The following is a 19,311-nucleotide window of genomic DNA, read 5'->3' on the forward strand; positions in this document are numbered from 1 at the left end:
TGTACAGCGGGAAGTTAAACACGTACCTCGTACGTAATCAAGAAGGAGAGCCATGCCCGCACCCCGGAAGTTCACGCGTGAGCAGTTGCAGACCGCCGCGCTCGACCTCGTGGACCGGGAGGGACTGGACGCGCTCACCATGCGCAGCCTCGCCGGCCTGCTGGGCACCGGCCCGATGACGATCTACAACTACATCGATGGCCGTGAGGGGCTCGAAGAACTCGTCACCGAGGCCGTGATGTCCCAGGTGAGCTGGACCGAGGAACCCTCGGACGACTGGCGGCTGCGAGTCCGCGTGATCGCCGAAGCGATGTGGCGGGCCGTGCGCGCCCACCCCGGCACCATCCCCTTGATCCTCACCAGGCGCAGTCTCGACACCGGCACGCTCAGGCCGGCCGAGGCCCTGCTGAAGGCACTCGCCGGCAGCGGCCGGTCAGGAACCGACCTCCTGGTGGCCTTCCGCGTGGTGCAGGGCCTCATCATCGGCCTCGCGCAGGCGGAGCTCGCTGGACCGCTCGCACGGGCTCGCGGCGAGGACGCGGAGGTGGTCACCGGACGGGTCGCCGGCCTTCCGCCCGAGCGGTTTTCCCATCTGATCGAGGTAGCGCGGGCCGTGGAGACGAGCGACGCCGAGGCCGAATTCCACGCCGGTATGCAGATCGTCATCGGCGGCCTGGAGGCGGCCATCGAACGGCACCACGGAGCCCCATCGCTAGTTAGCGAGGCTTGATTGCCGGAACGGCCAGTGGCGTAGCGGCCCGACGCGGCCGGAGTTACCGCAATCCAGCGCTCCGATGCGGCTGGGACCGCTGGCCCGTCGTCAGGGTGCGGGGGTTTCGTTGTCGGGGGTGGCGCGGTGGACGATGCGATGAATGGTGGAACGACCGACGCTGTACTCGGTGGCCAGGTCCGCCAGGGACACCTCGCCCTCGGCATACCGGCGCCGGATGGACCGCCGGGCCGGTTCGGGCAGTTTGGGCTGCTTGCCCTTGAGCTTGCCGTTCCTTTTGGCCAGCGCCATGCCCTCACGGGTGCGCAGGTTCCTCAGGTTCGCCTCGAACTCGGCGACCATCGCCAGGGTCTGCAGGAACAGCCGGCCGAACGGGTCGTTCCAGTCGTGGACTGAACCGCCCAGCCCGAACAGCACGCCCCGACCGGACAGGTCGGTGAGGATCTGGTTGGCTTCGGCCATGTTGCGGGCGAACCGGTCGAACTTGGTCACGGTGAACACGCTGCCCGGCCACACCGCGGCCAGGGCCTGGTCCAGGCCGCCGCGGTTGCGGCGGGTGGTGCCGGAAAAGCCCCGGTCGATGTAGATCCGATCCTGCGGGACGCCGAGCGCGAGCAGCTGCTCGATCTGGATGACGATGTCCTGCTCGTCGGTGGAGCAGCGGGCGTAGCCGACCCGGACGGTGCCCGGGGGTCGTGGAGTCCGCGGCGTTCACGCCGTCCAGTGTTCCGGATAGGGCCCCGTCATCGGGACGGTTCGCCGAACACTCTTACGGAACACCTCGACCTGGGGCGTCGTCCCGGCCGGCTGGTGTTCCGGTGGGGGATCCTCAAATGGAACAGCCCAAACGATCACCCCGCGCCAAGACAATGATCATTCTCAGCGCCAACCGCTGTTCCTGGATTCCTCACCCCCGGACCCTCGGCATCTGCTCGTTGGAGGCGGTCGCTCTTGCGGTCATGTGGGCCGGCGAGCTTGGGACGCCCCACGGAGGACGGCCCAGGCGAACACCTGGGCCACCTCCCCGGCGCCGGTGAGGCTCCGGCCGCGTACGGCAGCACCGTCCTCGCATTCGCTGCGGTCAGCCGGTACGGCGGGCGCGGGCCAGAGCCAGCCCGCCGATGACCGCGCTCGCCAGACCCACCAGCAGGGCCACGAAAGCTCCGCCCAGACCGTTGCCGGTGCCGAGACCTCCGTCGGAGGTGGCCACGACCAGCGCGCCGATGGCCATGCCGATCAGCCCCGCCACCAGGGCGGCGATGGCTCCGTTCCTGCTGGAGCGGACCAGAGCCAGCCCACCGGCGACCACGCCGGCCAGCGCCACGAGCGCGGCCACGCTGGACCCGAGTCGTCCGGAACTCATGGCGTAGGCACCGGCGGCGGCCGGCTGGGCCGAGACGTGTGCGGCCGCCGGTGTGGCGAGCGCGAGGACTCCGAGCGGTACTGCTGCGGCCGCGGTGAACAGGTGACGGACTGGCATGGGGTGCTCCTTCTCATCGAGCGATTCGACGTGACCCGAGCATGTCCGCCAGGCCCACCGCCGGTCGTCGTGCAGGCGCAGACTCTTCGCGCTGCCCTCGATGCCGTAGCCGCCTACCGCGGGCGCAGTAGGAACCGTGAAGGTACGGCGTGTGCGGTAGGCGGGTCGTCCTTCGTGCGCGGGAGTCGCCCGCGCGGGCATCCGGGCTAGGGTGCGCGCTATGAGCCGGGAACGGATCGGTGTCAGAGACTGGGCGATCGCCGCCGGTGTGGCGGCCATCCTGCTGGTCACCGGGTTATCCGGGCAGCCCTCCCCCACGCATCTCGACCCGCTGGGCTACGCGTTGCTGATGGCCGGCGGTCTGGCGCTGGCCGCGCACCGCAGGGCTCCTGTCACCGTGCTGGCCGTGACGGGGTCGTGCGTGCTGGGCTACCAGGCCCTGGGTTTCGAGGTGCCTGCCCTCGCGTTTCTGTTCGCCGTGTTCGCCGCGGTACGGGCCGGACACCGCGTCATCACGGTCGCGGGTACGGTGATCATGCTGGCCGCACTTCCGTTCGCGATCCTGGCCGCTCCCCACGGGTGGTCCGTGGACGAGGCGTTCACGCAGTCCCGGGAGGCCCTCCAGCTGGCCTGGCTGATCGCCGCCGGGGCGGCGGGTGAGGCGCTGCGCCAGGCCGAGCGCCGGGCGGACGAGGCCGAGCGCACCCGCGAGGAGACCGCGCGGCGCCGCGCCGACGAGGAGCGGCTGCACATCGCGCGGGAGCTGCACGATTCGCTCACCCATCAGATCTCCGTCATCAAGGTGCAGGCCGAGGTCGCCGTCCATCTGGCCAACAGGCGGGGTGAACAGGTACCGGAGGCGCTGCTGGCGATCCGGGAGGCCGGGCGGGAGGCGGCCCGGGAACTGCGCGCGACCCTGGAGGCGCTCCGCGACGACGGCAAGAGCCCGCCGCACGGGCTCGACGACGTCCAGGAACTGATGGAACGGGCGCGTACGACCGGCCTGGACGCGAAGCTGACGATCGAGGGACGGCGGCATGACGTGCCGGCCGCGGTGGACCGGACCGCCTACCGGATCGTTCAGGAGTCGCTCACCAACATCGCCCGCCATGCCGGCGCCGCGACGGCGTCGGTCCGGATCGACTACCGTCCCGACACCCTGGTCATCCAGGTCGATGACGACGGCGAGGCCACGCCGGACACCGCGCAGGTGCCCGGCGTCGGGCTGCTCGGGATGCGCGAACGCGTCACCGCTCTCGGCGGCCGCCTGCAGGCGGCGCCGCGCGGCGAGGGCGGCTTCTCCGTCCAGGCCGAACTTCCCGTGGACCGGACGTCGTGATCCGTGTCCTGCTGGTCGACGACCAGCCGCTCATCCGCAGCGGGTTCCGGGCGCTGCTGGAGATCGAGGACGACATCGAGGTGGTGGCCGAGGCCGCCGACGGGAGCGAGGGCCTGGCCCTGGCCAGGGAACACCTGCCCGACATCGCGCTCATCGACGTCCAGATGCCGGTCGTCGACGGCATCGAGGCGACCCGGCGCATCGCCGCGGACCCGGCCCTGGCCGGGGTGCACGTCGTCATCCTGACCAACTACGGCCTGGACGAGTACGTCTTCAACGCGCTGCGCGCCGGCGCGGCCGGATTCCTCGTCAAGGACATCCAGCCGGAGGACTTCCTCCACTCCGTACGCGTCGCCGCGCGCGGCGACGCGCTGCTGGCCCCGTCGATCACCCGCCGGCTGATCGACCGGTACGTCACCCAGCCGCTCGACACCGGCATCGGCACGGGGCTCGAGGACCTGACCAACCGCGAGCGCGAGGCCGTGACCCTGGTCGCGCAGGGCCTGTCCAACGACCAGATCGCCGGCCGCATGGTGATCAGCCCGCTGACCGCGAAGACCCATGTCAACCGGGCCATGACCAAGCTGCACGCCCGCGACCGTGCCCAACTCGTCGTCTTCGCCTACGAATCCGGCCTGGTCATCCCGCGCGGCTCCTGACCTCCAGGGCCGCGGTAGGGGCTCGGGACCAGCGGCCACGCCGCCTCATCGGCCACGGCGCCGACGGCCCTGCGGATCGCCGAACGCCTCAACCCCCGCAAGGCGGGGTCAGGATCGACTGGACCGTTGCGGTGACGATCCGGGCGGCTTCCTCTTCCTCCACCCCGTGGGCACGGCTGTCCTGCGCGGCGCCTTGCAGGACGTAGTGGACGACGTTGACCAGCCAGGTGATCGGCAGATCGGTGCGGAACACGCCTTCGTCCTGACCGCGGCGGATGAGCTGCTCGACCCGTTCGGCGGGCTCGGCGTGCAGCCGGCGGATGTCCTCGGCGGGAAGGACGCCCTGGGCCGCCGTCAGCAGCGCCGTGGATTCGGCCACCAGGGACCAACTGGACGTGAGGAGCCTGGTCAGGGCTTCTCGGGCGTCCCCGGTGAGATCGACGGCTGACAGCACCTTCTCGCCGGCGTCCAGTGCGTCCGCCAGTGCCGCCTCGATCAGCTCCGCGCGGGTGCGGAAGTGGCCGTACAGGGTCATCCGGCCCACTCCGGCGGCCTTGGCGATCTCGTCGATGTTCGCGTTGGGATCCCTGCTCAGGCTGTCCCTGGCGGCGGAAAGGATGCGGGCGATGCTGCGTTCGGCGTCGGCGCGACGGCGAGGACCGGCTGCGGTGGGCATGCCGCCAGTCTAACTCGTACGAAAAAGTACGCGTTACCCTCACCGGTGCCCGTCGGCCTGCCAGGACATCTCCGGGGAGGCCGTCAGGGCGCCCCCACCGGGGGCTCGACCGCTGACCGGATGGCCGCGGCGATGCAGTCGAGGACGCGCTCCAGCCCGTACCGGAACTGGTCGTCGCGGCTCAGGTGCGGCCCGCGCGCCTCCATCACGATCTTGGTGAAGACCGGGTACTCCCCGCTCTCCAGCAGCCGGTGCACGTACGGGGAACTGCGCGCCATCCAGTCCGCCTCGGTGAGCCCGCTGCGGCGGACCTCCTCGGCCCAGCCGACCTCCTCGCGGACGGAGCTTTCGACGTAGCCGTTCAGCAGGCCCATGAGGCTGAGGTTGTCGTCGATGGGGACGTGGGCGTCGAGGGCTCCCATCACCCGTTCGATCACGCGCAGCTGGTTGGGGCCGAAGCTGGGGAGCGACCGGTGCACGGTGGTGGCCCACGGATGCCGCAGCCACATCGCCCGCCACTCGTCGGCGTAGTGCGCCAGATCCGCGCGCCAGTCGCCGGAGGGCACTCCCTCCAGGTCGATCTCGCCCATCAGCCGGTCGGCCACGAGTTCGATGAGGTCGTCGCGGCTCGGGACGTACCGGTAGAGCGACATCGCGCCCGCGCCGATCTCGGCGGCGATCCGCCGCATGGTGGCGGCCTCCAGCCCCTCGGCGTCGGCGATCCGGACCGCCGCCTCGGTGATCTGCGCGCGGCTGTAGGCCGGCTTCGGCCCGCGGGCCGGGCGCTCGGGCCGCATCCAGATGCTCACGTACTCGGCGTCGGTCACCGTTCCACCTCCCACTTGCGTACATAGTACCCAGTAACTTAGCCTGACCGTTATAACTGCGTACAACATACCCAGTGGAGGCATGATGGCCGATCCGATCGTGGTCGCCGAGGGGCTGCACAAGTCCTTCGGCGACACCCAGGCGCTGCGGGGCCTGGACCTGAGCGTCCCGAGAGGAACGGTCTGCGGCGTGCTCGGCCCGAACGGCGCGGGCAAGACGACCGCGGTGCGCGTCCTGGCGACCCTGTCCGATCCCGATGCCGGGCACGCCCGCATCGCCGGGTACGACGTCGTCCGCGAGCCCGACCATGTGCGGGCCAGGATCGGGCTCGCGGGCCAGTACGCCGCCGTGGACGAGAAGCTCACCGGCCGCGACAACCTGCGCATGTTCGGGCGCCTCTACCACCTGTCCCGGCGCGAGGCGCACCGGCGGGCCGACGAGCTGCTCGAACGCTTCGGCCTGATGGACGCCGCCGACCGCCAGGTCACCGGCTACTCCGGCGGCATGCGGCGCCGCCTCGACCTGATCGCCAGCCTCATCCTGCGCCCGGAGGTGCTCTTCCTGGACGAGCCGACCACCGGCCTGGACCCGCGCAGCCGCGGCGAGATCTGGGACAGCGTCCGCGGGCTGGTGGCGGACGGCACCACGGTGCTGCTCACCACGCAGTACCTGGACGAGGCCGACCGGCTGGCCGACGACATCGCCGTCATCGACCACGGGCGGGTCATCGCCACGGGCACGCCCGACGAGCTGAAGGCCACGATCGGAGACCGCCTCGACGTCGTCCTCGAAGACCCCGCCGCGATACGTCCGGCGGCGACGGCGCTGAACGCCATGGCCGGGGCCGATCCCACGATGACGGGCCCCGACCGGCTCAGCGTCGCCCTGCCCGCCGGCCGTCACCGGCTCGCCGACATCGTGCGCGAGCTCGACCGCGCCGGGGTCACCGCGGCCGACGTCAGCCTGCGCCGCCCCACTCTCGACGAGGTGTTCCTGCGCCTCACCGACCGGAAGGAACTCCTCTGATGACCACCCTGAACCCGCCGACGGGCGGCCGCCTGCGCTGGACGTTCACCGACGGGCTGACCCTGGTCGGCCGCGAGCTGGGACGGGTGCGGCAGGAGCCCGGCGAGCTCGTCGGCATGCTGGTCTTCCCGGCCATCATGGTGGTGCTGTTCGGGTACGTGTTCGGCAGCGCGATCCAGGTGCCGGGCGGCGGCGACTACCGCGAGTACCTCATGCCGGGCCTGTTCTCGATGGTGACCTTCACGGCGGTCATGTCGGTCATGATGCGGGTGGCCTCCGACGCCTCCCGCGGCGTGATGGACCGGTTCCGCTCCATGCCGATGGCGCGGTCGGCGGTGCCGTTCGGGCAGACCGGAGCCGACCTGCTGGCCGGCGTGCTGTCGATGGCCGTCATGGCGGGGGCGGGCCTGCTGGTGGGATGGCAGCCGCACCGCGGCCTGATCCCCGCCGCCGAGGCGTTCCTGCTTCTGATCGTGCTGCGGTACGCGCTGAGCTGGGTGGGCGTCTATGTGGGCCTGGTGGTGAAGAACGAGCAGGCCGCCGACCAGATGGTGCCGCTGTTCCTGCCGTTCACGATGCTGTCCAACTCGTTCGTCCCGACCGACGGTATGCCGGGGTGGTTGCGGTTCCTGGCCGATTGGAACCCGGTGAGCGCGATCACCGCCGCCACCCGGGGGCTGTTCGGCAATCCGGGTGTGCCGTCCGGTGACGTCGCCTGGCCGCTCGCGCACCCGGTGGCCGCCGTCCTGCTCTGGTCGGCCGCGCTGCTGGTGGTGTTCGTTCCGCTGTCGATCCGTACCTACAAGCGCAGGGGACGGTGAACGCCGGGCCCGGCGGGCCGGGTCACCGGCCGGTAAGCGGCCTCCACCTGATCGTCGTCGGGCGCCGAGCACGGATACTCCGCCTCGAAGCACGCGGGTTCGTGAGAGCCGGTCAGGCGCTCGTACATGACAGGTGGCCGGGGAGGTCGGTGAGCCGTTCGATGCGGAGCACCGTCCCGTCCGCCGCCGGAGACGGTCCACCGGTGACGAAGTCGACGCCGCGGTCCAGCCAGATGCCGGTGAGCCCGGCGAGGGCGGCCGCGTTCACGTCGCTTTCCAGCATGTCGCCCACGTTGACCGCCTGCGCTGGATCCGTCCGCATCCACTGGCAGGCGGTGGCGTAGGCGAGGGGCTTGGTCACACCGAGCTCGGTCGGGGTCAGGACGGCTTCGAAGTAGTCCAGGAGGCCGAAACGGGCGAGCTTGGCACGCTGCTGCCCGGGGTCCCCGTTGGTGAGAACGGCCAGGCGCGGTCCTCGAGGAAGCCGTTTCAGGTTTTCCAGGCAGGGCTGGACATCGGGATAGCACCGCCAGGACTCCCCGAACACCGTGAGGTAGCGCTCGGTGATCCAGGCGTCCAGAAGGAGGGGACTCTCCGGAACCGGCTCGCCGAGCATCGGCAGGAAGGAACGGAGCCTGCGCCGGTGGTGCTCGGCGAAGGAGCACTGACCGGCCAGGTACTCCCGCATGTGGCGCCCCTCAAGCGTCCACCACAACGTCAGCAGTTCCTCCGGTGGAGCCGTCGCGTTCGGCGAGGCCTGGACGATCTGTCCGATCGCTTCCCAGACCGCGCTTCGATGATCGACCAGGGTGCCGTCCAGATCGAAGAAGACCACATCGGCCATGGGGCGATCATCTCGTGGCGCTCGGCCCCGACGCCAGCCGATGAACCCGGACGGCGCCTCCCGCCGGTCAGGTGAGGTACCGGAACGCGCGCGGTCTTGCGCGAGGCCGTCGAGGAGACCGGTCCGATCACCGCTGGCGGAAGACCCTGCTCGAGCTCGGTGCTCAGCCTCCTTCGAGTTCCCGGCGTGCGGTAGCGGCGATGCGAGTGAGTGCGGCCCCGAGGTGGCGGCGCTGAGCGGCGCTGAGCGGATCGAACACGAGCCGCTTCACCTGCGCGACGTGTTCGGGTGCGCTCTCGACGAGCTTGCGCCGGCCGGCGTCGGTCAGGGTGGCGAGGGTGTACCGGCCGTCGCCGGGGTCGGGCCGGCGGGCGACCCAGTCGCGGGCCTCGAAGCGGTCCATCACCTTCGTCATGCGCGGCTGGGTGCTGTCGCAGCCCCGGGCCAGGTCGCTGAGCCGCATCGTGGCCTCGTCGGCCATGGACAGCCGGGCCAGGACCCCGTACTCGAAGTTGGAGATGCCGGCGTCTCGCTGCAGCTGGCGGTCGAGGGCCGCGGGGAGGGCGATGACGACGGTGAGTAGTGCCTGCCACAGGTCCTGCTGGTCGTCGTCGAGCCACGGTGACTGGGTGTCCATGAGCCTCATCATACTTGCCCAGGCAACTCGCGTCACTTGCCTAGGCAAGTCTCATGGGCTACCTTTTCAGTTGCCTAGGCAAGTAAAAATACTTGCCTAGGCAAGTTAAGGAGTTGATCTGGATGACCACCACGAGCGGCCTGGCCTCCCTGAACGGCCCGGCTTCCCCCTTCCGGTCGCGCACACCGGCCGCCGCCTATGACGACCTCCTTGCCCGGGTCCTGCCACAGGCGCGGGAGCAGCGGGTGTGGACCCCCTCCGACGGGCCGCTGCCCAGCCTGTTCGTCAGCCACGGGGCGCCGTTCACCCTCGACGACCCGCAGTGGCTCGGCGACCTGTTCGACTGGGCCCGGTCGATGCCCAAGCCCCGGGCCATCGTCGTCATCTCGGCCCACTGGGAACGGGCACCGGTCGCGATATCCGCAGCCGGGGCCGACACCCCGCTCTACTACGATTTCAGCGGCTTCGACCCTCGCTACAAGACCCTGCCCTACGCGACCCCGGACGCCACCGACCTGGCTCGGCGACTCACGGGCCTGCTGGGCAGAACGCCGGTGCACGAGTTCGCCGGCCGCGGCCTCGACCACGGCGCCTTCATCCCGCTCATGGCCATGTATCCGGCGGCCGACGTCCCGGTCGTGCAGCTGTCAATGCCCAGCCTCGACCCGGGTGCTCTGCTCGAGCTCGGGGCACGCCTGCGGCCCCTGCGCGAAGAAGGCATCCTCGTTCTCGGCTCGGGCTTCATGACGCACAGCTTCGCCGTCTTCCACCGGCCGGAGCTCGCCGCCGACACCACGGCCTTCGACGCATGGGCCGTCGACGCCCTCGCCCGGGGCGACGCCGACGCCCTCACCGACTACCGCACCAAGGCACCCGGCGCCGCGGTCGCCCATCCGACGGCCGAGCACTTCGTCCCGCTGCTGCTCACCGTCGGCGCCGCCGACGACCCCGGCAGCGCCGTGAGCGCCATCGACCGCATGGTGATGGGCAACTCCACCCGGTCGGTCCAACTGACCTGAGCGCCTGGACGCGCTCCACCTTCCCGCCTGATCGCCTCATCCCTTTGCGACGACATCACTACACCCTGAAGGAATGCCATGAAGGCAATGCGTTTTCACGAGTTCGGCGGCAGCGAGGTCCTGCGCTACGAGGACGTCGACCGTCCGGTCCCCGGCGCCGGGCAGGTGCTGGTACGGGTGGCGGCCACGTCGTTCAACCCGGTCGACGACCACATCCGCGCCGGTGTCATGGCCGAGATGCTCCCGATCACTCTCCCGTACGTGCCGGGGATCGACCTGGCGGGCACCGTCGCCGAACTCGGCGCGGACGTGACAGGCCTGAAGGCCGGCGACCGGGTCGTGGCGATGCTGCCCCTCGACTCCGCCGGCGGCGCCGCCGAGTACGTGCTCGTCCCGGCCGAGTCCCTGGCCCCGGCGCCCCGGTCCACCGAACTGGCCGACGCCGCGGCGCTGCCGCTGACCGGCCTGGCGGCCTGGCAGACGGTGTTCGAGCTCGCCGAGCTGAAGCCGGGACAGACCGTCCTGGTGAACGGGGCGGGGGGCGCGGTGGGCAGTCTCGTGGTGCAGCTCGCCGTCGACGCGGGAGCGCACGTGACCGCGGTGGACGCGCCGCAGCACGCCGACCGCCTTCGCGGCTACGGTGCGGACCGGGTCATCGGTCCCCTCGACCTCGCCGCGGGTCCGGCCGCCGTGGGCGGCCGGTTCCAGGTCGTGGTGAACCATGTGCGCGTCTCCCCGGAGGAGCTCGCGCAGCTGACGGACTACGTCGCCGACGGCGGGGCCGGCGCCAGCACGGCCGGCCCGATTCCCGAGGACCCCGCCCGGGGGGTGCGCTGCGCCGGCCTGTGGGTCCGCAGCGACGGAGCCCAGCTGACCGAGCTGGTCGCCAAGGTGGACGCCGGCAAGATCCGGCTGCACGTCACCGCCCATCGCCCGGTGACCGAACTGGCCGCCGTGCACGAGGACGCCGGCGCCGGGCGGCTGCCCGGCAAGACGGTCATGCTCGCTCCCTGACCGCACCCGACCGGGCCGCCCGCCGTTGACTCTCCGGCCGGCGGGCGGCCCGGAGGTTCGACGGCGGGCCGCACCCGCGACCCCGCCGGCGCCGGCGCGGCCATGCGGCAGACCCCGCATGCACCTTGGCCGGGCATGTAGGGATCAGACCGTTCGCCGACGCTCAGGGGCCCTGGGTCGGTCGTCGTTGCACGGCGTCGGCGATGGCGGCGGTCACGAACTTGCCGACGACCGCCGGGGCCGGCGGGCCGGGGTCGCGGTCCGCGAACAGGAGATGCCCGCCGCCGACCAGGGACAGGGTGAGCGAGTCGATGTCGGCATCGGCCGCGATGCGGCCCAGGTCACGCTCGTCGGCCAGATAGGCGGAGATCGCGGTCGTGGCCTGGGCGAGGATCGCGATGCCGCCGCCGGGCCTGGCTCGCCGCAGCCGCGCGCGCAGCTCGTCCCGGAAGGTGATGAGCGGGATGATCGCCACCGGAATCGGTCCGAACACGGTGGTCAGCGCGCAGGTGAGGTTGCCGGCCACCGTGCCGGTGCCGGCGGACTCGCGCAGTGCCCTCGCCTGCGTCTCGAGCCGCGCGGCCCGGTCGAGCACCAGGTCGGTGAGGAAGGCGTCGAAGTCGGGGAAGTGCCGGTGCAGGACGCCTTTGGCGCAGCCCGCCTCGTCGGTGACGGCACGGCTGGTCAGCCCGTTCGGCCCGTCGCGCAGGAGCACGCGTTCGGCAGCGTCGAACAGCCGCTGCCGCGCATCGCGAAGGTGCACCCCAGTCGGCATCCACAGATCCTCTCGCGTCGACCCGCCGGCATCCGTTGCCCAGTGGGCGAGCGCCCATTAAGGTGGGCACATGCCCATAATAGCGCGAGAGCAACCGGAACCGTCCCCGGCGGAGCCGCACAGGGCCCGCCGGATGGCCGAGTCGTTCGGCGCGGACGCGCAACGCTACGACCAGGCCCGGCCCGGCTACCCCGAGGCGCTGGTGGCGCGGATCGTCGCCGGGAGCCCCGGGCCCGACGTGCTCGACGTCGGCTGCGGTACCGGCATCGCAGCGCGCCGGTTCCAGGCCGCCGGCTGCGCCGTGCTCGGCATCGAGCCCGATGCGCGGATGGCCGACGTCGCGCGAGCCCGCGACCTGCGGGTCGAGGTGGCGACCTTCGAAGCCTGGCAGCCCGCCGGCCGGATGTACGACGCGGTCATCGCCGCCCAGTCATGGCACTGGGTGGATCCGGTCGCCGGCGCCGTGAAGGCGGCACATGTGCTGCGTCCGGGGGGACGGCTGGCGATATTCGGGCACGTGTACGAGCCGCCCGCCGAGGTGGCCGAGCCGTTCGCCGCCGCCCTCCGGCGGGCGGCGCCCGACTCCCCGTTCAACGGCCAACCGGCCCAGCGTCCGCACGACCTCTACCGGGCGGCATACGCCAAGGTCGCCGACCAGATCCGCGAGACCGAGCGGTTCAACGATCCCGAGCAGTGGCGATTCGACTGGGAGCAGTCCTACACGCGCGACCAATGGCTGGACCTGCTCCCCACCACCGGCGGCCTCACCCGGCTCCGTCCAGGCCAAGTGGCCGAGATACTGGACGCGGTCGGGGCCGCCATCGACTCCCTGGGCGGCCGCTTCACGATGAACTACACCACCCTGGCCACGACCGCCGTACGCGCCGGTACCTCCTGAACGCCCACTCTCGCTCTGTGGGCAGTGGGTCAGATCCAGGTCTTCATCGCCGATGCCGGCGTCATCACCGCCGCAGGCGCCGGGAGACGGAGAGGCGCCTTGGTGAGATTTGCCCAGCCTTTGGGTACTTTACCTTCCGGATGGTAAAGCTAGGGGCGTGGGAACCAACAAGCGAGAACGCATCCTGCAGGGCGCTCTGGAACTGCTGCGCGTCGAAGGCGGCGGCACGATCACCCTGGACGCCGCCGCACGGCAGGCCGGGTTGACCAAGCCCGGGCTGATGTACCACTTCGCGACCAAGGAGGCGTTGATGCTCGGCGTCGTGGAGTACGTCGCGGAGCGGTGGGAACTCCTTTTGCTCGCCCGCCTGGACGGGCCCCTGGAGTCCGCCTCGCCGTACCAGCGGATCCGCGCCTACGTCGAGGTCGCCCTGACGGAGCGGTTCGACCGAGCGGACTTCGCGATCTTCTCCGACGCCGTCTACCGCGACGCCCTGACCGATACCTGGGTGCGCCGGTTCGAGCCGTGGCTGACCGTGCCCGGCGGCCTGCCCGAGCCCGACAGGGCCCGGCTGACGGCCGCACGGCTGCTCGCCGACGGCTACTGGACGGCCGCCGCCACGGGTGTCTTCCCCGTCCCCGAAGCCGACCGCGCTCGTGTACTCGCGATCGCCGATCACCTCATGAAAGACGAGACGTCCTGATGAAGAAGTGGCTGCCGCTGCTGGTGGCGATCCTGCTCGAAGTGACCGGCACGCTGTCGCTGCGCGCCGCGCTGGACCACCCGGCCTGGTACGTGCTGGTGGCCGCCGGCTACATCGGCTCGTTCACCTCCCTCGGCCTGGCCCTGCGTGCCGGCCTGCCGCTCGGCGTCGCCTACGGCATCTGGGGCGCCGTGGGCGTCGCCCTGACCGCCGTCCTGGCCACCGTCTTCTTCGGTGACGCGCTCACTCTCGTCATGGGCATCGGCATCGTCCTGGTCATCGCCGGAGTCCTGTGCGTGGAACTCGGCCACAAGGCCCGCCCCGCCCAGGAAGGAAACCCGTCATGACCTGGCTCAGCCTGATCGGGGCGATCATCTCCGAAGTCGCCGCCACCCTGTCCCTGCGCATGGCCGCCCGCCCCGGCGGGCACAAGGCCTGGTTCGCGGCCGTGGGTGTGGGCTACCTGGTCGCTTTCGCCTTCCTCACCCTCACCCTGAGCGGCGGCATGGCGCTCGGCGTCGCCTACGGAATCTGGGCCGCCCTCGGCGTCGCCCTGACTGCGCTGGCCTCACGCGTGCTGTTCAAGGAAGCGCTCACCAAGGTCATGGGCCTGGGCATCGTCCTGATCGCCGCGGGAGTCCTGGTCATCGAACTCGGCGCGGCCCACTGACCGTCCGGGCCATCCTGGTCCTGCAGCGGGTCAGGCGGGTTGTTCGACCTCCAGGCCGCCGTCCGCGAGACGTCGGCGGCGTTCCCGCCGACCGACCGACCCGAACGACAAGCGCTCCCCGGTCGTGGCGGAGAAGTCCGCTCGAACCCACCTCGGACGCGCCCAGCGGCAAGCCAGATCAGATGACACCCGTCCGTGCGGCAGTCTCGTTCTTGCGCTGATTGGCGTTGAAGCGCGCCTTCTTCTGACGGTTACCGCACGTGTTCATGTCACACCATTTGCGGGTGCGACTTTGACTGGTATCGAAGAAGGCGGCTCGGCAGGTCGGCGATGCACACAAGGCCAATTTTCCGTCTCGTTCACCTGCGATGACGCTGATCGCGTCGGCGGCGATCACGCTAAGGGCATCTTCTACGCAGGAAGCCGGACTAAGACGCCATTGACGATCGCCCTCGGGCGTCAGGATAGCCGCGGCCCGCCCCTGGATGCTGCAGTCATTGATGATTTGGATAGCAGGCGCAGGGAGAGCGTCTCGGATCGCGGCCGCTGTCGCGGCGGCGTGAATCGATTCTCTCAGTTCCCGAGCGAGTTCGAGCTGGGCGGCGGTGCAGGACTCCACGGCCAGGCCGTTCACTGCCAGCCAGTCGACGAGTCGCTGCGGCGTGGGAATGCGCTCCACAGCGTCGCCACAACGCTCCGTCAGAGTCGCCGTGAAGCTGGTCGCCAGCACGTTACCGAGACGAAAGTCAGGCAACCGGGTCCGCATGGAACCAGCTTAGCAGGTTGCACACTGAAATCGGACATGCTAGAACCGTCTTAGCCGGTTCCAGACCGGTTCCACGATGACCAGGAGGTCTCATGCCCGCACAGCGTCCAAGCAGCGACGTGCAAGCATTCGAAGCCCACGCGACCGACGCCGACCTCGACGATCTGCGCGCGCGGCTGACCGCGGCGCGGCTCCCGGAAGCCGAGACGGTCCATCGCGCCGCACCTGACCCTCGCCGATGGGAACAGGGCGTTCCTCTCGCCGACCTCGTCGATGTCGTGAACTACTGGCGCACCGGTTACAACTGGCGGTCGTTCGAGGAGCGCCTTAACGGTATCGGCCAGTTCCGCACGACCATTGACGGTCTGGGAATCCACTTCCTGCACCGCCGTTCCGCGCGGGCGGATGCCACTCCCCTGATCTTGACGCACGGCTGGCCGGACAGCATTGCCCGGTTCATCGATGTAGTGGACGAGTTGGCGGATCCGAAAGATGCGGACGCGCCGGCGTTCCATGTCGTGGTTCCATCGCTACCAGGCTTTGGTTACAGCGACAGGCCGGCCACCACCGGATGGGGAACCGAAAAGATCGCGGCCGCATGGGTGGAACTGATGGGAAGACTCGGCTACAGCAAATTCGCGGCCCACGGCGGCGACTGGGGAGGTAATATCACCACGGTTCTCGGCGGCAGGTTCCCGGCGCACGTTCTCGGCATCCACACGACGTTCGCGGAGGCGCCACCCGGGTTGACAACGGACGGGCTGACGGCGGTCGAGCGCACGTGGACCGAGGAAACCCGCGATTTCTGGCACCACCGCGCGGCGTACGCGAAGCTGCAGGCGACCCGACCGCAGACCATCGGCTACTCACTCGTCGACTCACCGGTCGGGCTTCTCGCCTGGATCCTGGACAAGTTCGCCGAGTGGACAGATACCGACGACAGCCCGTTCGAGACGATCTCCAGAGACCGCCTCCTTGACGACGTCACCCTGTATTGGCTGACGCGGACCGGCGCATCGGCGGCCCGCATCTACTACGAAAGCCACAACTCGCTGGACCCCGAACTTCGGGTCGACGTCCCGTCAGCACTCACCATGTATCCCCGCGACGTCGAGAAGTGTCCGCGCCCGTGGGCACAGGAGCGGTACCGGCAGATCGTCCGATGGAGGACGCCCGAAGCCGGGGGACATTTCCCGTCGCTGGAGGTACCCGAGTATTTCGTCAAGGATCTACAAGAAGGCCTCGCGGCAGTACTGGCCGCTCATCGGTGAACGCGGCTGGGTACCGGAACTCGGAACCAGTCCGGAGATCCTGGGATGTCGGGGCGGGCGCTCTGGAGCACAAGTACGGGGTGAGTCGGCCGGTCAGGCGTTGAAGACGGCCTCGGGGTGGTCGCGGTTTCGTGCAGCCGTACCGCCTACGCCGAGGTGCCACCGCGCGTCGAGTACGCGCTCGCCCCGCTGGACGGCGGCCTGAACGAGATCGTCATGCAGCTGATCGGTTGGGCGGCCGACCACCACGACGAGATCCGCGCCGACCGTTCCCGTGCCGTGGAACGGGCGCTGCGTCGAGGACCGGTACTCAGCGCCTAGCCTCGTACCTGGTCAGGAGTACGCCGCCGGGGAACGTCCGGGTCTCCACCAGGGCCCGGTTCAGGCCTCGGTGACCACTGCCGCGCTCGGTCGGACCCGTCCAGAGTTCTGGAGCAGACACGGCGACGGGCAACCCGCCAGCCGCCTCTTCCGGCTGCTCATGTCGACGTACATCTGAACGTGCATCGCTCGGTACAGTTCAAAGTGCACTGCTCTCTTGGGCCTCATATGGCTGGGGAGCGCAGGGACCCTTGGTTCCCCGAGCGCAGACCAGGAGTCGTCGGCAAGGGCACCCCATGGGGCGCCGTTAAGGAGCGGCGATCCAGGTGCGGGGAAATTGTTTGTGTGAGTCTTGCCCAGCTTGTGATGCCGACCGCCGCTCCGTCATTCGGGAACGTATGCCTCCGAGCCTTCGAGGAACGCGATGTGGGCATGCTCATGGACCTCTCCCCTGACCACATTCATCCGGAGTGGACACATCGCCGACCCCGCAGCGTCATAGCCCATGACCAGCACCTTTTGTTGCCGCAGGCATGCTGGTCTGAGTTTCCTCAGAAAGGGGCCACGCCTGAGGTAGCCGCAGGTCAGCGGGTGCGGCGTCGGGCGCCTGGGCCAGCGTCTGCGGTGACCCTGGCGAGGTGCTGGTGGCGGAATTTGGCTTGTTTCTATTCCGTGTCACGCCTCTCCCCGCCTGGGCACGTCCGTTCTGTGCTGCATGGCGTTTCCGGTGTCGCCTGGTGGTGGGGGTTGCCGGGGCTGCGACGGCTCAGCGGCGTTCGTCGGTGCCTGGGGTCTTGGTGGTCGTGACGGCGATGCGGTTCCAGGTGTTGATCGTCAGGATCACCGCGATGAGCTGGGCCAGTTCGGTGTCGTCGAAGTGGTCGGTGGCACGCCGGTAGACATCGTCGGGGACGCCGTCGGTGATCTGTGTGATGGCTTCGGTCAGGGCCAGCGCCGCCTGCTCGTCGGGGGTGAAGAAGTGCGTCGCGTCCTGCCACACCTGGATCATGTGCAGGCGTTCCTGGTTCTCGCCCGCCTTCCGTGCGTCAGCGGTGTGCAGGTGGAGGCAGTACGCACAGCCGTTGAGCTGGGACGCGCGGATCTGGACCAGTTCGACCAGGGCTGGGTCCAGCCCGTCGCGGGCGGCGGCGTCGAAGCCGATGAGGGCTTTGAACGCGCGCGGCGCGGAAACGGCGAAGTCGACGCGGGAGGGGTGGAAGATCTCGGGGGCGTTGGTCATGCGGTTAGCCTAGGGACCCGAGAGACCGATCAAAGGGGGCATTCGGGTGCCGGATTCCCGGGTCAATTTTGCCCATGAGGCGGGCTCTGACCTGCATCTTGAGCTATCGCCCACAGGGCCTCGCCGGGCGGCGGTGGCGGCGGCGCTGCGGGAGGCGGTGCGCAGTGGGCGGCTCGCGCCGGGGACCCGGCTGCCGCCGTACCGCTCGCTCGCCGTGGATCTGGGGGTCGCACGCAACACGGTCGCGGACGCGTATGCCGAGTTGGTCGCCGAAGGTTGGCTGACAGCCCGGCAGGGTTCCGGCACCCGGGTCGCTGAGCGCGTCGTTGCCAAGCCGCGACGTGTTCCCAGGAAAGCCCCTGGCCGTGGGGACGGCGCCGCCCACGACCTGGGGCAGGGGCAGCCGGATGCGACGTCCTTTCCGCGCGCCGCGTGGGCCGCGGCCGTTCGCCGCGCGGTGACCGCCGCACCACATGACGCCTTCGCCCCCGGCAACCCTCAGGGGCGTCCCGAACTGCGGCGCGCGCTGGCCGAGTACCTCGCACGGACGCGTGGTGTGTCTGCTTCACCAGACCAGATCGTTGTCTGCGCCGGGTTCGCGCACGGGCTGCGTCTGTTGTTCGGCGGCGGGGTGCTGTCTGGGCCGCTGGCTGTCGAGCCGTACAGCCTGCCCTTCCACCGCAGCGTTCTGGCCGACGCCGGAGTGCGCACGATCCCCCTGGGCCTGGATGAACGGGGCGCGCGGACCGAGGAACTGGCGTCGCGCCCTGGCACCTCGTCGCGGCGCGGGGCACGTGCTGCTCTGCTCACTCCCGCTCATCAATTCCCGACCGGCGGCCCGCTGCATCCGACGCGCCGTGCCGCGGCCGTCGACTGGGCGCGCGGTCGTGGCGGTGTGGTGCTGGAGGACGACTACGACGGCGAGTTCCGCTACGACCGGGAACCGGTGGGCGCCGTTCAGGGGCTTGATCCCGACCACGTGGTCTACATCGGCTCGGTCAGTAAGAGCCTGTCCCCGGCGATCCGGCTCGGCTGGATGGTCCTGCCGCCGCACCTGGTCGACCTTGCGCTCGCGGCCAAGGGGTTGCGCGAAGCGTGGACGGGCGTCATCGACCAGCTCGCGCTCGCGGAGTTCATCGCCTCTGGGCACTACGACAAGCACATCCGCCGCATGCGGCAGCGCTATCGCGCCCGCCGCAACCGGCTCGTCGCGACGCTGGCCGAACGCGCCCCGCACGTCGCGGTGACCGGAATCGCGGCCGGGCTGCACGCCGTCCTGCGCCTGCCCCCGGGCACCGAGGCGTCCACCGTCAAGGCGGCCACCTGGATGGGCGTGGCCCTCGACGGACTGGCGACGTTCCGCCACCCCGACAGCCCCCAACCCCACCGGGACGGGCTGGTCGTGGGGTACGCCACACCGCCCGAGCACCGCTTCCGGCCGGCGCTCGACGCGCTGTGCCGCGCCCTGCCACCACCCCCCGACGTCTGAGCCGCGCGCCGCGCCCGCCGTGCCCCACACCGCGAACGCCCGGTTGCGCTCGCGTCCCTCGGCGAACTTCGTGGAGACCAGGGTGAGTGTCGCGGGGAACAGGAA

The 19,311-nt window shown here is 70.3% G+C and carries 23 protein-coding genes and 1 pseudogene; 14 read left to right on the forward strand and 10 right to left on the reverse strand.

The genetic code is table 11. The features are described 5' to 3' along the window. The first annotated feature begins 52 nt into the window (after positions 1 to 52). Positions 53 to 730: a TetR/AcrR family transcriptional regulator C-terminal domain-containing protein gene (locus tag ACH34Q_RS38585; protein WP_395988134.1), complete on the forward strand. Its 678-nt coding sequence runs from the start codon at positions 53 to 55 to the stop codon at positions 728 to 730. Positions 731 to 820: 90 nt separating this feature from the next. On the opposite strand, the gene ACH34Q_RS38590 is transcribed toward ACH34Q_RS38585, so the two are convergent. The 3 genes and pseudogenes from ACH34Q_RS38590 to ACH34Q_RS38600 form a co-directional block, all read right to left on the reverse strand. Next, positions 821 to 1,021 (reverse strand): sigma factor-like helix-turn-helix DNA-binding protein, encoded by a 201-nt coding sequence (locus tag ACH34Q_RS38590; protein WP_395988159.1) that lies wholly within the window; start codon positions 1,019 to 1,021, stop codon positions 821 to 823. Continuing rightward, positions 1,007 to 1,393, reverse strand: a pseudogene (locus tag ACH34Q_RS38595) (recombinase family protein); the annotation flags it as partial. The gene ACH34Q_RS38590 and the pseudogene ACH34Q_RS38595, both read right to left, overlap by 15 nt. A gap of 418 nt (positions 1,394 to 1,811) precedes the next feature. After that, positions 1,812 to 2,210: a DUF6223 family protein gene (locus ACH34Q_RS38600; protein WP_395988135.1), complete on the reverse strand. Its 399-nt coding sequence runs from the start codon at positions 2,208 to 2,210 to the stop codon at positions 1,812 to 1,814. A gap of 220 nt (positions 2,211 to 2,430) precedes the next feature. On the opposite strand from ACH34Q_RS38600, the gene ACH34Q_RS38605 reads away from it, so the two are divergent. Together ACH34Q_RS38605 and ACH34Q_RS38610 are read left to right on the forward strand one after the other, a co-directional pair. Then, complete coding sequence (locus ACH34Q_RS38605) at positions 2,431 to 3,549, forward strand: sensor histidine kinase (protein WP_395988136.1); 1,119 nt, start codon at positions 2,431 to 2,433, stop codon at positions 3,547 to 3,549. Next, a complete protein-coding gene (locus tag ACH34Q_RS38610; protein WP_395988137.1) occupies positions 3,546 to 4,208 on the forward strand; it encodes a response regulator in 663 nt (220 codons plus the stop codon). The genes ACH34Q_RS38605 and ACH34Q_RS38610 overlap by 4 nt, the downstream gene beginning before the upstream one ends. 88 nt (positions 4,209 to 4,296) lie before the next feature. On the opposite strand, the gene ACH34Q_RS38615 is transcribed toward ACH34Q_RS38610, so the two are convergent. Continuing rightward, on the reverse strand, positions 4,297 to 4,884 hold the full coding sequence (locus ACH34Q_RS38615) for a TetR/AcrR family transcriptional regulator (protein ID WP_395988138.1): 588 nt from the start codon (positions 4,882 to 4,884) through the stop codon (positions 4,297 to 4,299). An 83-nt stretch (positions 4,885 to 4,967) separates the two neighbouring features. After that, on the reverse strand, positions 4,968 to 5,711 hold the full coding sequence (locus ACH34Q_RS38620; RefSeq protein ID WP_395988139.1) for a TetR/AcrR family transcriptional regulator: 744 nt from the start codon (positions 5,709 to 5,711) through the stop codon (positions 4,968 to 4,970). Between the two features lie 85 nt (positions 5,712 to 5,796). On the opposite strand from ACH34Q_RS38620, the gene ACH34Q_RS38625 reads away from it, so the two are divergent. Together ACH34Q_RS38625 and ACH34Q_RS38630 are read left to right on the forward strand one after the other, a co-directional pair. Beyond that, positions 5,797 to 6,738 (forward strand): ATP-binding cassette domain-containing protein, encoded by a 942-nt coding sequence (locus ACH34Q_RS38625; RefSeq protein WP_395988140.1) that lies wholly within the window; start codon positions 5,797 to 5,799, stop codon positions 6,736 to 6,738. Beyond that, positions 6,738 to 7,559: an ABC transporter permease gene (locus ACH34Q_RS38630; protein WP_395988141.1), complete on the forward strand. Its 822-nt coding sequence runs from the start codon at positions 6,738 to 6,740 to the stop codon at positions 7,557 to 7,559. Before ACH34Q_RS38625 ends, ACH34Q_RS38630 begins: the two co-directional genes overlap by 1 nt. A gap of 112 nt (positions 7,560 to 7,671) precedes the next feature. Here the strand turns inward: ACH34Q_RS38630 and ACH34Q_RS38635 are convergent, their stop codons facing one another. Both ACH34Q_RS38635 and ACH34Q_RS38640 read right to left on the reverse strand, forming a co-directional pair. Next, complete coding sequence (locus tag ACH34Q_RS38635) at positions 7,672 to 8,403, reverse strand: HAD family hydrolase (RefSeq protein ID WP_395988142.1); 732 nt, start codon at positions 8,401 to 8,403, stop codon at positions 7,672 to 7,674. 163 nt (positions 8,404 to 8,566) lie between these two features. After that, the gene (locus ACH34Q_RS38640; protein WP_395988143.1) at positions 8,567 to 9,040 is read right to left on the reverse strand and encodes a MarR family winged helix-turn-helix transcriptional regulator; all 474 of its coding nucleotides are present in this window, start codon (positions 9,038 to 9,040) and stop codon (positions 8,567 to 8,569) included. 122 nt (positions 9,041 to 9,162) lie between these two features. On the opposite strand from ACH34Q_RS38640, the gene ACH34Q_RS38645 reads away from it, so the two are divergent. Both ACH34Q_RS38645 and ACH34Q_RS38650 read left to right on the forward strand, forming a co-directional pair. Beyond that, the gene (locus ACH34Q_RS38645) at positions 9,163 to 10,059 is read left to right on the forward strand and encodes a DODA-type extradiol aromatic ring-opening family dioxygenase (RefSeq protein WP_395988144.1); all 897 of its coding nucleotides are present in this window, start codon (positions 9,163 to 9,165) and stop codon (positions 10,057 to 10,059) included. A 78-nt stretch (positions 10,060 to 10,137) separates the two neighbouring features. Next, positions 10,138 to 11,073 (forward strand): NADP-dependent oxidoreductase, encoded by a 936-nt coding sequence (locus tag ACH34Q_RS38650; protein ID WP_395988145.1) that lies wholly within the window; start codon positions 10,138 to 10,140, stop codon positions 11,071 to 11,073. A 163-nt stretch (positions 11,074 to 11,236) separates the two neighbouring features. Here the strand turns inward: ACH34Q_RS38650 and ACH34Q_RS38655 are convergent, their stop codons facing one another. After that, positions 11,237 to 11,848 carry a TetR/AcrR family transcriptional regulator gene (locus tag ACH34Q_RS38655; protein ID WP_395988146.1) on the reverse strand — a complete coding sequence of 204 codons (612 nt, stop codon included), beginning with the start codon at positions 11,846 to 11,848 and terminating at the stop codon, positions 11,237 to 11,239. A 133-nt stretch (positions 11,849 to 11,981) separates the two neighbouring features. Here ACH34Q_RS38655 and ACH34Q_RS38660 point away from each other — a divergent pair, with 133 nt between their 5' ends. The 4 genes from ACH34Q_RS38660 (at position 11,982) to ACH34Q_RS38675 (ending at position 14,119) form a co-directional block, all read left to right on the forward strand. Further along, the gene (locus ACH34Q_RS38660; protein ID WP_395988147.1) at positions 11,982 to 12,746 is read left to right on the forward strand and encodes a class I SAM-dependent methyltransferase; all 765 of its coding nucleotides are present in this window, start codon (positions 11,982 to 11,984) and stop codon (positions 12,744 to 12,746) included. A 157-nt stretch (positions 12,747 to 12,903) separates the two neighbouring features. Further along, entirely contained in the window at positions 12,904 to 13,449 is a 546-nt protein-coding gene (locus tag ACH34Q_RS38665) for a TetR/AcrR family transcriptional regulator (protein ID WP_395988148.1), read from the forward strand. Further along, positions 13,449 to 13,796 carry a DMT family transporter gene (locus ACH34Q_RS38670; protein WP_395988149.1) on the forward strand — a complete coding sequence of 116 codons (348 nt, stop codon included), beginning with the start codon at positions 13,449 to 13,451 and terminating at the stop codon, positions 13,794 to 13,796. Before ACH34Q_RS38665 ends, ACH34Q_RS38670 begins: the two co-directional genes overlap by 1 nt. Next, the gene (locus tag ACH34Q_RS38675) at positions 13,793 to 14,119 is read left to right on the forward strand and encodes a DMT family transporter (protein ID WP_395988150.1); all 327 of its coding nucleotides are present in this window, start codon (positions 13,793 to 13,795) and stop codon (positions 14,117 to 14,119) included. Before ACH34Q_RS38670 ends, ACH34Q_RS38675 begins: the two co-directional genes overlap by 4 nt. 178 nt (positions 14,120 to 14,297) lie before the next feature. On the opposite strand, the gene ACH34Q_RS38680 is transcribed toward ACH34Q_RS38675, so the two are convergent. Continuing rightward, positions 14,298 to 14,885: a CGNR zinc finger domain-containing protein gene (locus ACH34Q_RS38680; protein WP_395988151.1), complete on the reverse strand. Its 588-nt coding sequence runs from the start codon at positions 14,883 to 14,885 to the stop codon at positions 14,298 to 14,300. Between the two features lie 92 nt (positions 14,886 to 14,977). On the opposite strand from ACH34Q_RS38680, the gene ACH34Q_RS38685 reads away from it, so the two are divergent. Together ACH34Q_RS38685 and ACH34Q_RS38690 are read left to right on the forward strand one after the other, a co-directional pair. After that, positions 14,978 to 16,156, forward strand: a complete 1,179-nt coding sequence (locus ACH34Q_RS38685) for an epoxide hydrolase family protein (protein ID WP_395988152.1) — start codon at positions 14,978 to 14,980, stop codon at positions 16,154 to 16,156. 117 nt (positions 16,157 to 16,273) lie between these two features. Then, positions 16,274 to 16,477, forward strand: coding sequence for a winged helix-turn-helix transcriptional regulator (locus ACH34Q_RS38690; RefSeq protein WP_395988153.1), 204 nt, complete (start codon positions 16,274 to 16,276; stop codon positions 16,475 to 16,477). A 766-nt stretch (positions 16,478 to 17,243) separates the two neighbouring features. Here ACH34Q_RS38690 and ACH34Q_RS38695 read toward each other — a convergent pair. After that, a complete protein-coding gene (locus ACH34Q_RS38695; protein WP_395988154.1) occupies positions 17,244 to 17,717 on the reverse strand; it encodes a carboxymuconolactone decarboxylase family protein in 474 nt (157 codons plus the stop codon). Between the two features lie 46 nt (positions 17,718 to 17,763). Here ACH34Q_RS38695 and ACH34Q_RS38700 point away from each other — a divergent pair, with 46 nt between their 5' ends. Further along, on the forward strand, positions 17,764 to 19,206 hold the full coding sequence (locus tag ACH34Q_RS38700) for a PLP-dependent aminotransferase family protein (protein ID WP_395988155.1): 1,443 nt from the start codon (positions 17,764 to 17,766) through the stop codon (positions 19,204 to 19,206). Positions 19,207 to 19,311 lie beyond the last annotated feature (105 nt).

The organism is Actinomadura sp. 9N407 (assembly GCF_044326315.1).
GTDB lineage: Bacteria > Actinomycetota > Actinomycetes > Streptosporangiales > Streptosporangiaceae > Spirillospora.